General features: G+C 57.2%; 12 protein-coding genes. 8 read left to right on the top strand and 4 right to left on the bottom strand.

Going from position 1 to position 11,970, the window contains the following annotated elements:
- Positions 1 to 9: 9 nt before the first annotated feature.
- Genes thiB through AC2TEM_RS05045 form a run of 3 tightly spaced genes read left to right on the top strand, consistent with a single transcriptional unit; the run spans position 10 to position 3,192 of the window.
- Positions 10 to 990 (top strand): thiamine ABC transporter substrate binding subunit, encoded by a 981-nt coding sequence (gene thiB, locus AC2TEM_RS05055; RefSeq protein WP_170422511.1) that lies wholly within the window; start codon positions 10 to 12, stop codon positions 988 to 990.
- A complete protein-coding gene (locus tag AC2TEM_RS05050; protein WP_170422509.1) occupies positions 966 to 2,513 on the top strand; it encodes a thiamine/thiamine pyrophosphate ABC transporter permease ThiP in 1,548 nt (515 codons plus the stop codon). The genes thiB and AC2TEM_RS05050 overlap by 25 nt, the downstream gene beginning before the upstream one ends.
- The gene (locus AC2TEM_RS05045; RefSeq protein ID WP_170422507.1) at positions 2,500 to 3,192 is read left to right on the top strand and encodes an ATP-binding cassette domain-containing protein; all 693 of its coding nucleotides are present in this window, start codon (positions 2,500 to 2,502) and stop codon (positions 3,190 to 3,192) included. Before AC2TEM_RS05050 ends, AC2TEM_RS05045 begins: the two co-directional genes overlap by 14 nt.
- On the opposite strand, the gene AC2TEM_RS05040 is transcribed toward AC2TEM_RS05045, so the two are convergent.
- The 4 genes from AC2TEM_RS05040 to AC2TEM_RS05025 form a co-directional block, all read right to left on the bottom strand.
- On the bottom strand, positions 3,180 to 3,698 hold the full coding sequence (locus tag AC2TEM_RS05040; protein ID WP_170422505.1) for a putative molybdenum carrier protein: 519 nt from the start codon (positions 3,696 to 3,698) through the stop codon (positions 3,180 to 3,182). The two genes, AC2TEM_RS05045 and AC2TEM_RS05040, sit on opposite strands and share 13 nt — an antisense overlap.
- A complete protein-coding gene (locus AC2TEM_RS05035; RefSeq protein ID WP_170422502.1) occupies positions 3,695 to 4,627 on the bottom strand; it encodes a 4-hydroxyproline epimerase in 933 nt (310 codons plus the stop codon). The genes AC2TEM_RS05040 and AC2TEM_RS05035 overlap by 4 nt, the downstream gene beginning before the upstream one ends.
- Complete coding sequence (locus tag AC2TEM_RS05030; RefSeq protein ID WP_170422500.1) at positions 4,618 to 5,577, bottom strand: dihydrodipicolinate synthase family protein; 960 nt, start codon at positions 5,575 to 5,577, stop codon at positions 4,618 to 4,620. Before AC2TEM_RS05030 ends, AC2TEM_RS05035 begins: the two co-directional genes overlap by 10 nt.
- 62 nt (positions 5,578 to 5,639) lie before the next feature.
- Positions 5,640 to 6,242 carry a helix-turn-helix domain-containing protein gene (locus AC2TEM_RS05025; protein ID WP_170393747.1) on the bottom strand — a complete coding sequence of 201 codons (603 nt, stop codon included), beginning with the start codon at positions 6,240 to 6,242 and terminating at the stop codon, positions 5,640 to 5,642.
- 147 nt (positions 6,243 to 6,389) lie between these two features.
- On the opposite strand from AC2TEM_RS05025, the gene glyA reads away from it, so the two are divergent.
- The 5 genes from glyA (at position 6,390) to AC2TEM_RS05000 (ending at position 11,890) form a co-directional block, all read left to right on the top strand.
- Complete coding sequence (gene glyA, locus AC2TEM_RS05020) at positions 6,390 to 7,643, top strand: serine hydroxymethyltransferase (RefSeq protein ID WP_170422498.1); 1,254 nt, start codon at positions 6,390 to 6,392, stop codon at positions 7,641 to 7,643.
- Between the two features lie 11 nt (positions 7,644 to 7,654).
- On the top strand, positions 7,655 to 9,034 hold the full coding sequence (gene lpdA / locus AC2TEM_RS05015; protein WP_480856019.1) for a dihydrolipoyl dehydrogenase: 1,380 nt from the start codon (positions 7,655 to 7,657) through the stop codon (positions 9,032 to 9,034).
- 14 nt (positions 9,035 to 9,048) lie between these two features.
- Positions 9,049 to 9,993, top strand: coding sequence for a lipoyl synthase (lipA, locus tag AC2TEM_RS05010; protein ID WP_170422494.1), 945 nt, complete (start codon positions 9,049 to 9,051; stop codon positions 9,991 to 9,993).
- A gap of 25 nt (positions 9,994 to 10,018) precedes the next feature.
- Positions 10,019 to 11,392, top strand: a complete 1,374-nt coding sequence (locus AC2TEM_RS05005) for an alanine/glycine:cation symporter family protein (RefSeq protein ID WP_170393738.1) — start codon at positions 10,019 to 10,021, stop codon at positions 11,390 to 11,392.
- 75 nt (positions 11,393 to 11,467) lie between these two features.
- A complete protein-coding gene (locus tag AC2TEM_RS05000) occupies positions 11,468 to 11,890 on the top strand; it encodes a universal stress protein (RefSeq protein ID WP_170422492.1) in 423 nt (140 codons plus the stop codon).
- The last annotated feature ends 80 nt before the right edge of the window (positions 11,891 to 11,970 follow it).

Genomic DNA, 11,970 nt, shown 5'->3' with positions numbered 1-11,970 from the left:
GAGGATGATATGAAACATCTGGCAATTGCTGCGGGAATACTGACTGCGACTTCGGCTGTGGCAGCCGATAAGCCCACGTTGACCGTATATACTTACGACAGCTTCGTTTCGGACTGGGGCCCCGGCCCGAAGGTCGAAGAGGCGTTTGAAGCGCAATGCGAATGCGACCTGAACCTTGTCGGCGTCGAAGATGGCGCGGCACTGCTGTCACGCATTCGGCTGGAAGGCGAAAACAGCGACGCCGATATTGTATTGGGTTTGGATACCAACTTGATATCGGCAGCTAAAGAAACCGGCCTGTTTGCACCTCATTCAGTCACTGCCGAGTATGCACTGCCCATCGAGTGGACCGACACAGTTTTTGCCCCCTACGACTGGGGTTACTTTGCATTTGTTCACAATGCAGATTTTGCCGCTCCTACCAGCTTCCGAGAGTTGGCAGATAGTGACATCAAGATCATCATTCAGGATCCGCGTTCATCGACACCGGGGCTGGGTCTTCTGCTGTGGGTCAAGGCCGCGTATCGCGATGAAGCCCAAGAAATCTGGGCTGACCTTGCTGACAATATCGTGACGGTGACCAAGGGCTGGTCCGAGTCATATGGCTTGTTCCTTGAAGGTGAGGCCGACATGGTTCTAAGCTATACGACCTCGCCAGCCTATCACCTGATTGCCGAGGAAGATGCCAGCAAAGCAGCGGCAGCCTTTGACGAAGGCCATTATATGCAGGTCGAGGTTGCGGCCAAGCTAGCCAATTCCGATCAGCCCGAGCTGGCAGATCAGTTTCTGAACTTCATGGTGTCTGACGCGTTTCAGACGATCATTCCAACGACCAACTGGATGTACCCTGCCGTAACTCCATCTTCCGGTCTGCCCGAAGGTTTTGAAACTCTAACGATCCCTCAGAAGTCTCTGCTGTTTGATCAGGACCAAGCCGCCATTGCGCGGGAACAGGCGCTTTCGGAATGGTTGGGCGCACTCAGCCAGTAAACCCACTCCCCGGTGTCAGTGCGGCGGCCATCGTTGCCGCACTGATATTGGGCACGTTGTTCATGGTGGCGGTGCGGGCAGATGCAGGCGGCGGGTTTGGTCCAGCCGACTGGGCAGCCTTACGCTTCACCCTGTTGCAAGCAACACTCTCTGCAGTGTTCAGCGCTGGTCTGGCTATTCCGGTCGCCCGCGCGCTGGCCCGCCGCCGGTTCACCGGCAGGCGCGTCCTGATCACGCTGTTGGGTGCACCTTTCATCCTGCCGGTCATCGTCGCCATTCTGGGATTGCTTCAGGTCTTTGGCCGGGCAGGATGGATCTCGGACGCGTTGGGCTATTTCGGTCTGCCGCCCATTCGAATCTATGGGCTGCACGGTGTCGTTCTGGCCCACGTATTTTTTAATCTACCTCTGGCAACACGCCTGATCTTGCAGGGTTGGCAGGAGATCCCTGCCGAGCGTTTCCGGCTAGCGGCCCAACTTGGGTGCGAAGGAATGGCAATGTTCCGTTTGATCGAACTGCCAATGCTTCGCCGCATTCTGCCCGGAGTGTTGGCCGTGATCTTCGCCATTTGCCTGACCAGTTTTGCTGTTGCCCTGACGCTGGGTGGAGGGCCGCGCGCCACCACGATTGAACTCGCGATCTATCAGGCCTTTACATATGATTTTGACTTAGGGCGCGCCGCCTTATTATCCGCTTTGCAACTTGTCCTGACTGCAGCGGCTGCGTTGGCAGCCTTAAAGTTCTCGCGCGGCGACGGGTTCGGTACCGGCCTGAATCGTGAGATCCGGCGCTGGGATGGCCGAGGACCGCTGCTGGATGCGTTTTGGATTATCACCGCCGCCGCGTTCCTGCTGCTACCTCTGGCATCCGTCACGATTTCGGGTATCGCTGGGCTGTTTGAGATGCCGGTTTTGGTATTCCGTGCCGCTATAATTTCAATCTGTGTTGCCGCCGCCAGTACCATCCTCCTATTACTGCTGGCCCTGCCCATGGCGACAGCTGTCGCGACAGGCCGGTTCGGCATCGTCGAACTTGGCGGACTTCTTGGCCTCGCCGCCTCGCCCTTGGTCATTGGTACGGGTCTCTTTATTCTGATCCGCCCGCTGGCCAATCCTACAACTCTCGCGTTGCCGGTAACCGCGCTTGTGAACGCGGTTATGGCCCTCCCCTTCGCCCTTCGAATTTTGGTTCCCGCAGCGCGCGATGTGTTGGAACGGCACGGGCGGTTGGCACTGGCCCTGAACATGAACAACTGGTCCTTTTTCTTGCGTGTCATGCTTCCGCGCCTGCGCCCCCAGATCGGTTTTGCCGCGGGCCTGACGGCGGCACTGTCCATGGGTGATCTGGGTGTGATCGCCCTGTTTGCAGATGCGCAGATCGCGACGCTGCCCCTGCAAATCTACCGCCTGATGGGCGCCTACCAGATGCAGGCCGCAGCAGGAGGCGCGCTGCTGCTGCTTATACTATCGATGAGTGTTTTCTGGGTTCTGGATCGAGGGGGTCGCTGGCATGCTGAAGCTTGATAATTGCATCATCGCAAATGGCGACTTCCAATTAAGCGCTGACTTTGAAGTCAAGGCCGGATCCAGCGTTGCGATCATCGGTCCGTCGGGGGCAGGAAAATCAACACTTCTTGAAACTATCGCGGGTTTTCGAGACCTGAGAAGTGGGCACATCCACTGGAAGGATCATGACCTGTCGACATTACCACCAGGCAGTCGACCGATTGCAATGCTGTTTCAGGACGGAAACCTGTTTCCTCACCTGAGCGCAGAACAGAATGTTGCCCTGGGCCTAAGGCCCAATGGAGGTTTGACCGCAGACGACCAACACCACATTCAATCGGCCCTCGGCCGCGTTGGCCTGCAGGGAAAGGTGGCCAGAAAGCCCGCCGAATTGTCAGGTGGTCAGCAAAGCCGCGTGGCGCTGGCGAGGATCCTTGTGCAAAAGCGTCAGGTGTTATTGCTCGACGAACCTTTTGCAGCGCTGGGACCCGCCTTGAAAACTGAGATGCTGGATCTGGTCGCAGAACTGGTTGCCGAGACCAAAACCACCCTGCTTATGGTCAGCCACGACCCACGGGATGCGCTTCGGATAACCGACCAAACCGTATTGGTTGCGGATCAAATCGCACATCCACCTGCTGAGACCGAGACACTCTTCAACAATCCTCCGCCAGCGCTGCGCGATTATTTGGGCTGAATGAACTGATCCAGACAAGCGTCCAGCACCTCGTGCACACGCGGACCAATCTCGGGGGCCTCCGAAGCGCGCGGGCCTGCAATGTTCAGAACTGTTACAGGGTTGGCGCTCAGCCAAGCACGTATCTGTTGCGCGCAATCGGCCTTTCCTTTTCTGATATCCACCACCAGATGCGGTTTTTCAGCATCAACTGCAAACTCAACCGTTTTCCGCGTGCCGGGACTGTCTGACCCGTCGATAAAAACAAGCGTGGCGTCACTGGCAAAGACGTTGAGCCTTGTCCGTTCAGCGACATCTTCAGACTTCGTTTCAACAAGCCCGCTGAGATGAGCCGGGATCAGCCCATCCTCATTTGTTCGACCCTTCGGCACCCAGCCGCCGTAAGGGATGCCGTTTGCGCGGGCAAACTCCAATGCGGCAGTGTCTACGCCGGTTTGTCCACCTGATACGATTTTCTGAACACGACGCCCGAATGGGATTCCGTCTTGCTCGTCTCCCTGCGTCAACGCGCAATACCAAATTGAAACGGATCATTCTGCGCAAAGAAGAGCTTACCCTCTGCCATCACATGCGCCTGGCCAGTTAGCTGGGGAACAATGCCTCCGCCCTGCCCCGGCTGATAGGACAGCCTGTACGAACTTCCGATGATGCTTTCCTGAACGATTTCTTCCCCAGCGGACAAGCGCCGACTGGCCGCGAGGCAGGCCAGCCGGGCCGAGCTGCCGGTGCCGCAAGGCGAGCGGTCATAGTCATCGTCGGGGCACAGAACAAAGTTTCTGCTATGAATACCTGCATTCGGTGAGGTGCCCTGAAAGATCACGTGATCAACCGGCTCGCCATTTTCGCCACCAACTTCTTGCGCAATGCAGGCTTCGCGAATTGCGATAGCCATGTCGGTCAGCGGGCGAATGTTCTCAGGCGCAACCGGGATCGGGCTTGGCTCGACAATGAAGAACCAATTGCCGCCATAAGCGACATCGCCGGTGACGGGGCCATACTCTGCAGTCTCGACCGTCACGGAATGATGTACGCGGCGGCTTTCAATGTTGGTGACCTGCACGGTGTTGGCGTCCAGCAGATCAATCTTAACCTCACCTACCGGAGTTTCGATTCGGTGCGCGCCAACCTCGATCTGTCCAAGATGCGCCAATGTTACGCCCAACCCGATCGTCCCATGGCCGCACATGCCCAGTACCGCATCCGCGTCAAAGTAGATCACGCCCGCTTTGCATTCAGCACTGACCGGTTCGACAAGGAGCGCCCCGACCATGCCGGGCTGGCCGCGTGGCTCCAGTAGAACAGACTTGTAGAACCGCTCATGTTCCGTTGCCAGTCGCTTGGCGCGTTCAGCCAGTGATCCTGAACCCAGATCAGGCCCCCCGTCCAGAATGACCCGTGTGGGCATTCCACCGGTATGGCTGTCAATCACATGCATTCCGCAATGACCCCACCCTGACGAACCCAATCGGTAAACCACGACTTAAACAAATTGTACTGTTGCTCGCAGTAATTTCTCTGGGCGTCGGATAACACGTCGGTTTCATTGAAATGCAGGCGGTATTCTTCTTCGCCGTTCAGCACCAGCAGATGCTTGTAGTAAAGAACAAGATCCGTGCCTTCGTCAAAACTTGCCAGAACGCCAAATGCCTCGTCCAGTTCGCGCGCACGCAACCGTGCTTCGGCATGTCCCTCTGCTGCCTTTTTCGAAAGCGCCGCAAGCAACAATGCCTCTTTGGGCAGCGCCGTTCCTATCCCGGTGATCGATCCGGTGGCGCCGCAATTCACAAACCCATGGTAGACTTCAGTATCGACGCCTACCATCAAAGTGACCTGATCGTCCTGCGATGTAATATGTTCGGCGGCATAGCGCAGGTCGCTCTTGCCCCCGAACTCCTTAAAGCCAACCAAATTCGGATGCTCGGCCCGCAGTGCAAAAAACAAATCCGCACGAGTGGCAAACCCATAGACAGGGCTGTTGTAGATGATCGCAGGCACGTCCGGTGCCGCAGAAAGAATAGCCTTGAAATGGTTCTTTTGCGCGGCAACCGATGAGCCTCGTGACAGAACCCGAGGGATAACCATCAACCCTGCCGCGCCGACCTTCTGTGCATGTGCTGCGTGCGCCACAGCGGAATTCGAGTTGATGGCACCCGTCCCCACGACAACCGGCAAGCCAGCGTCGACCAGTCGTTCCACGCCCTCCATCCGTTGGGCATCCGTCAGAAGCGGCCAATCCCCCATCGAGCCACAATAGACGACAGCGGACATGCCGGCCGCGATCATCTCTTTGCCCTTTTTGACCAGCGCGTCAAAGTCAGGTGTCCTGTCGGCCTTACACGGCGTCATAAGGGCAGGCATAGTTCCAGTGAAAATAGTCCGGTCCATGAGATATCCGTTTGCTCAGGTTGGTATTGGTATTCTGCGCGAAAGCGCCGTGGCCTAACGTGTCATTCCAGCGAAACCCACAGGACCCTGGCGTCTTCCTTACTCGTAGAAATACAGCCATGCCCCATACCGCTATCGTAGTACAGAGAATCTCCGGGTTTCATCGGTAAGGGGCGGTAATGCTCGGATACGAATATCAACTCGCCACTGATAACGTACATGAATTCTTCGCCTGTGTGCCTGATCCAGTTCTCATATTCTGATATGTCACGCGCTTTTATCGTCGCGATATAAGGAAGCATTCGCTTACTGGTCAGGTCCGAGCACAGCAATTCGTGCATGTAGGTCGGCGTATTTCTTATCTCGCCTTGCCCTTTCGGCGTAAAATCACGTCGCCCCGAAATTCCCGATTGAGCGGACTGCAAGAACAGCTGTGGCGTGTTCATGTCCAAGGCCTGTGTCAGCCGCCGCACGATCTCGAAACTTGGACGTGTCTGGTTGTTTTCGATCTTTGAAAGTGTTGATCGACCGATTCCCGCTTCGCGCCCGGCCTCCTCCAATGTCCAGCCTTTTGCGCGGCGTGCATCCCGGATCGACCGACCCAAAGCCGCCCCCTCGTCCTGTTCTTCCGGTCCGGCACCATCTTTCAGGTTGTCCTCAGACATGGGAATCTCCTTGTTTTATCAAAGCTTACTCATTTCCCCCGAGCCAAACAACTTTACTGTGATGAAATTTTTGTTGCCTTGCGTACACTAATTCCACTATAGGAAACAAAATTTCGTACACTGGAAACGAGATTACAGGAGGAGATCATGTTCACAAAACCGCTCACCGAGGCTGATCCCGTCATCGCAGCATCGATCGCACGCGAGGGCATACGCCAGGCTGAACAGATCGAACTGATCGCTTCCGAGAACATCGTCTCTCAGGCAGTGATCGATGCGCAGGGTTCCGTACTTACAAACAAATACGCCGAGGGCTATCCGGGTCGCCGCTATTATGGTGGGTGTGAATATGTGGATGAGGTTGAGGCCGAAGCCATTGATCGATTGAAGAAGCTGTTTGGCTGTGAATATGCAAACGTCCAGCCGCACTCAGGCGCGCAAGCCAACGGAGCGGTTAAGCTGGCACTACTCAGCCCAGGTGACACGATTCTTGGTATGTCGCTGGATGCTGGGGGCCACCTGACCCATGGCGCAAAACCTGCCCAGTCCGGCAAGTGGTTCCGTCCGGTTCAATATGGCCTGACCCAGGCCGGGCTGATTGACTATGATCAGGTTGAAGAATTGGCGAAAGCCGAAAAGCCCAAACTTATCATTGCAGGCGCATCGGCCTATTCGCAAAAGATCGATTTCGCACGCTTCCGCGCCATTGCCGACGAAGTAGGCGCGTGGCTTCTGGCAGACATGGCCCACATCGCCGGCTTGGTTGCGACTGGCCTGCATCCCTCGCCCATCGGGCACGCACACATTGTTACGTCGACTACGCACAAGACGCTGCGCGGTCCGCGCGGTGGGATTATTCTTACAAACGATGAAGCGCTGGCAAAAAAGATCAACTCGGCTGTTTTCCCGGGTCTGCAGGGCGGCCCCCTGATGCATGTGATCGCAGGCAAGGCAGTCGCATTTGGTGAAGCGCTGGAGCCTGAATTCAAAGAATATATGCAGCGCGTTGTCGACAGTGCCTCGGCACTGGCCAACGTGATGATGGCGCGCGGGTGCGACATCGTTTCGGGCGGCACTGAAAACCACCTTATGCTGGTTGATCTGCGCCCAATCGGCGTAACCGGCAAAGACGCCGAAGCGGCGCTAGAGCGTGCAGGATTCACCTGCAACAAAAACAGCGTTCCGGGTGATCCCGAAAAGCCCACTGTCACCAGCGGCATCCGTCTTGGTACGGCCGCAGGCTGCAGCCGTGGGTTTGGACCAGAAGAGTTCAAACAGATTGGCCACATGATCGGTGATGTGTTGGACGCGCTGGCACAATCGTCTGACGGTGACGAGACCGTCGAAAAGGAAACCCGTGAAAAGGTCCGCGCGCTCTGCGCAAGCCACCCGATCTACTGAAAGAAGACCAAATGACTTACGATCTTATTGTCATCGGGGGCGGTCCGGGCGGCTATGTCGCCGCGATCCGCGCGGCACAGCTGGGCCTGACAGTCGCTTGCGTTGAAGGCCGCAGTGCGCTTGGCGGGACCTGTTTGAATGTGGGGTGCATACCCTCCAAAGCGTTGCTGACCTCCTCGGCCAAATATGCCGAACTTGCACATCTCTCCTCCCACGGTATTGCGGTCGAGGGGGCCAGCATCGATGTGCCCACAATGATGGGACGCAAGGACAAGATCGTAGGCGACCTGACCAAGGGCATTGCGTTTTTGTTCAAGAAAAACGGCGTTGATTTGATCGAAGGTTGGGCCAGTATTCCGGCCGCTGGTCAGGTCAAGGTAGGCGACGAAGTCCATGAGGCCAAGAACATCCTCATTGCCACTGGTTCCGAACCTACTCCGTTGCCAGGAATTGAGATTGACGAGCAAGATATCCTCAGTTCGACGGGCGCGATTGCGCTGGAGAGTGTGCCCGAGCACCTGGTGGTGATCGGTGCCGGTGTCATCGGACTGGAACTTGGGCAAGTTTGGGCGCGTCTCGGAGCCAAAGTTGCGGTCGTCGAATATCTGGACCGCGTGCTGCCCGGCATGGATGGTGAAATTGCTAAGCTGGCGCAACGCGCGCTGTCAAAACGTGGCCTGAAATTCCAGCTGGGCCGGGCACTGAAATCCGTCGACAAAACGGATACTGGCCTGACACTAACTGTGGACCGCGTCGGCAAGGACAAAGAAGAAGTGATCGAGGCCGACAAGGTGTTGATCGCCGTGGGTCGCCGCCCAGTCACACGTGGCCTTGGTTTGGAAGAGCTGGGCGTGGCCGTGAACCAACGCGGTTTCATTGAAGTTGATGGCGCATTTCAGACATCTGTCCCGGCCATCTACGCCATCGGTGATTGCGTTCCCGGACCTATGCTGGCGCACAAGGCCGAAGAAGATGGTGTCGCCTGTGTAGAAATGCTGGCAGGCGAAGCTGGCCACGTCGATTACAACACTGTTCCCGGCGTGGTGTACACCGACCCCGAAGTCGCCTCGGTTGGTTTGACCGAAGAAGCACTGAAAGAATCCGGTGCCGAGTATTCGGTCGGCAAATTCGCCTTCATGGCGAACTCGCGCGCGCGTTCGACCGGTGAAACAGACGGTGCAGTGAAGGTTCTGGCAGACCCGAACGGCCAGATCCTGGGTGCGCATATATGCGGAGCCCATGGCGGCGATCTAATCGCTGAACTGGTTCTGGCGATGACAAAGGGCGCAACGGTGTCCGAAGTCGCTGCAACCTGCCATGCGCACCCGGCCATGGGCGAGGCCGTCAAAGAAGCCTGCCTCGACGCCTTGGGCCGCGCGATCCACGCATAAGGGAGACCAGCCAGATGACCATCCAGCTTCGCCCCCGCCACCCGGAAAAAGCCAAAAAGGCCGACAGTGTCATCCCGCGCAAGCCCAAGTGGATTCGCAAGAAAAAGGGCGACAGCGCTGAATACTATGAAACACGACGCCTCATGCGCGAGCATGATCTGGCGACGGTCTGCGAAGAAGCCGCCTGCCCCAATATCGGCGAATGCTGGTCCAAGCGCCACGCCACCATGATGATCATGGGTGAGGTTTGCACGCGGGGTTGTTCGTTCTGCAATGTCTCAACGGGTCGCCCGGATGCTCTGGATGTGTTTGAACCCGGGCGAGTCGCCGCCGCCGTCAAGAAACTGGGCCTGCTTCATGTGGTGATCACCTCGGTCGATCGCGATGATCTAGCAGATGGTGGGGCCGAGCATATCGCTCAGACCATCCGTGCCGTGCGCCATCAGAACCCCGGTACGACTGTCGAGGTTCTGACACCCGATTTTCTTGGAAAAGGCACTGCGTCAGAGATCGTATTTGAAGCGGCGCCGGACGTTTTCAACCACAATCTGGAAACTGTGCCGCACCTTTATCCAACTGTGCGACCGGGTGCACGCTATTACACCTCGCTGCGTCTGCTGGATGATGCCAAACGCGCGAACCCGGAGCTTTTTACCAAATCTGGCCTGATGGTCGGGCTTGGCGAAAGTCTGGACGATGTCCGTCAGGTCATGGACGACCTGCGCGCGGCCAATGTCGATTTCCTGACCGTCGGCCAATATCTGCAACCGACCCCTAAACACCATCCGATTGACCGGTTCTGGACACCGGAAGAATTTGCCCAACTGGAACAGATCGCGCGTTCCAAGGGCTTTTTGCACGTGTCGGCAACGCCGCTGACCCGATCATCGTTCCACGCGGACGAAGACTTTGCCGCCCTTAAGCGGGCCCGCCAGCGGGCTTTGGCGAACAGGGCATAAACCTAACGCAAATGGGAGGGAAACCATGGAAGCGTTAAATTCAATCGTAGGGGCCATCAATGGCGTCGTGTGGGGGCCGCTGATGCTGGTTCTCATTCTCGGCGTTGGCTTCTTCCTGCAGGTCGGCCTGAAGTTCATGCCGATCCTGCGCATTGGCACGGGCTTCAGCCTGCTGTTCAAAGGCCGCGAAGGTCAGGGCGAGGGCCAGATCAGCCCGTTCAACGCACTGATGACCTCGCTATCTGCGACTATCGGTACGGGCAACATCGCTGGTGTGGCCACTGCTGTCTTCCTGGGCGGTCCGGGCGCCTTGTTCTGGATGTGGATGACCGCCCTGGTGGGCATGGCCACCAAATATGCCGAAGCTGTCTGCGCGGTGAAATACCGCGAAAAAGACGAGCTTGGTAACTATGTCGGCGGCCCGATGTACTACATCAAAAACGGCCTCGGCGCGAAATGGGCCTGGCTGGGTGTTGCATTTGCTCTGTTCGGCGCAATCGCGGCGTTCGGCATCGGCAACGGTGTACAGGCCAATGGTGTTGCACAGGTTCTGGAGTCGAACTTCGGCCTGAACACTTCGGTTACCGGCGTTGTCCTGATGGTTCTGACCGCGGCCGTGATCCTGGGCGGCATCACCCGCATCGGTGCGGTTGCAGGTAAACTGGTTCCGTTCATGGCGATTGCCTACATCGTCGCAGGCCTGCTGGTTCTACTGATCAACATCGGTAACATCGGCTCCGCTCTGTCGCTTGTTTTCACCTACGCCTTCACCCCGTCGGCCGCCGAAGGTGGTTTCGCGGGTGCTGCCGTTTGGGCCGCGATCCGCTTTGGTGTGGCACGTGGTGTCTTCTCGAACGAAGCCGGTCTGGGTTCCGCTCCGATCGCACACGCCGCAGCCGAGACCAAAGGTCCGGTCAACCAGGGCCTGATCGCGATGCTGGGTACGTTCATCGACACAATCATCGTCTGCACCATCACCGGTCTGGCGATCATCTCGTCGGGTGCGTGGACATCGGGTGAATCCGGTGCAGCACTAACCAGCCACGCGTTCGAACTGTCGCTGCCGGGTATCGGTGGGTATCTCATCGCCATCGCTCTGTCGATCTTTGCCTTTACCACCATTCTGGGCTGGTCCTTCTATGGCGAGAAATGTGTTGAGTTTCTGCTAGGCGTGAAATCCCTGATGCCCTACCGCGTCCTGTGGATCGTCATGATCTATTTTGGCGCAACAGCGGATCTGGGCTTCATCTGGCTGCTGGCCGATACGCTGAACGCGATGATGGCCATTCCGAACCTGATCGCCCTGGCGCTGCTGAGCCCGATCGTCTTCAAACTGACGAAAGAGTTCTTCGCTTCGGGCGGCAAGTCCGAAGAGCCAGGCGGCACACCCGCCGAATAATCTCGGATGAAAATACGGGGGGCCATCCCGGCCCCCCGGCTTCAAACAGAATTCCATTTCTCGAGGAGAGACGTGATGGCCACGAAAATCCTGCTGCCGATTGATCACACCGACGACCGTTCGTGGAAGAACGCCCTGCCGCTCGCACAAGAACAAGCAAAGTTCTACGGTGCCGAATTGCACGCGATTGCCGTCATTCCTGAGATCATCCAGTTGCCGAACCTGCCCGCCAACTATGGCGCAGGCGCAAAAGACCACGTGCGCAATGCGGTGCAGGCCATACTGGATTACAACGGTGCATCTGATGTGGCGATCCATATCGAAGAAGGCAGCGTCTATCGTGAGATACTGAAGCTCGCCTACAAAGAGGGCTTTGATCTGATCGTCATGGCTTCGACCAAAGGCGATTTTCCGAACTACGAGATTGGCCCGAACCTGGCCCGTGTCGTGCGCAACGCGCATTGCACTGTCACGGTTGTTCGCGACCAGTCCCGCTGATTGAAAGGTTAGTCTGATGACCGAATTAAAACGCACGCCTCTTCACGCTTTGCATGTTGAGTTGGGAGGTAAGTTGGTTG

Source organism: Ruegeria sp. HKCCD3925, assembly GCF_057221175.1.
Note: the sequence above shows the minus strand (reverse complement) of the source record. Positions and strands in the feature narration are given on the sequence as shown.

What these genes read in the sequence shown, in the direction of transcription:
- thiB (WP_170422511.1), top strand. Translation starts at nt 10, where the DNA reads ATGAAACATCTGGCAATTGCTGCGGGAATACTGACTGCGACTTCGGCT.
- AC2TEM_RS05050 (WP_170422509.1), top strand. Translation starts at nt 966, where the DNA reads ATGGTTGGGCGCACTCAGCCAGTAAACCCACTCCCCGGTGTCAGTGCG.
- AC2TEM_RS05045 (WP_170422507.1), top strand. Translation starts at nt 2,500, where the DNA reads ATGCTGAAGCTTGATAATTGCATCATCGCAAATGGCGACTTCCAATTA.
- AC2TEM_RS05035 (WP_170422502.1), bottom strand. Translation starts at nt 4,627, where the DNA reads ATGCATGTGATTGACAGCCATACCGGTGGAATGCCCACACGGGTCATT.
- AC2TEM_RS05030 (WP_170422500.1), bottom strand. Translation starts at nt 5,577, where the DNA reads ATGGACCGGACTATTTTCACTGGAACTATGCCTGCCCTTATGACGCCG.
- AC2TEM_RS05025 (WP_170393747.1), bottom strand. Translation starts at nt 6,242, where the DNA reads ATGTCTGAGGACAACCTGAAAGATGGTGCCGGACCGGAAGAACAGGAC.
- glyA (WP_170422498.1), top strand. Translation starts at nt 6,390, where the DNA reads ATGTTCACAAAACCGCTCACCGAGGCTGATCCCGTCATCGCAGCATCG.
- lpdA (WP_480856019.1), top strand. Translation starts at nt 7,655, where the DNA reads ATGACTTACGATCTTATTGTCATCGGGGGCGGTCCGGGCGGCTATGTC.
- lipA (WP_170422494.1), top strand. Translation starts at nt 9,049, where the DNA reads ATGACCATCCAGCTTCGCCCCCGCCACCCGGAAAAAGCCAAAAAGGCC.
- AC2TEM_RS05005 (WP_170393738.1), top strand. Translation starts at nt 10,019, where the DNA reads ATGGAAGCGTTAAATTCAATCGTAGGGGCCATCAATGGCGTCGTGTGG.
- AC2TEM_RS05000 (WP_170422492.1), top strand. Translation starts at nt 11,468, where the DNA reads ATGGCCACGAAAATCCTGCTGCCGATTGATCACACCGACGACCGTTCG.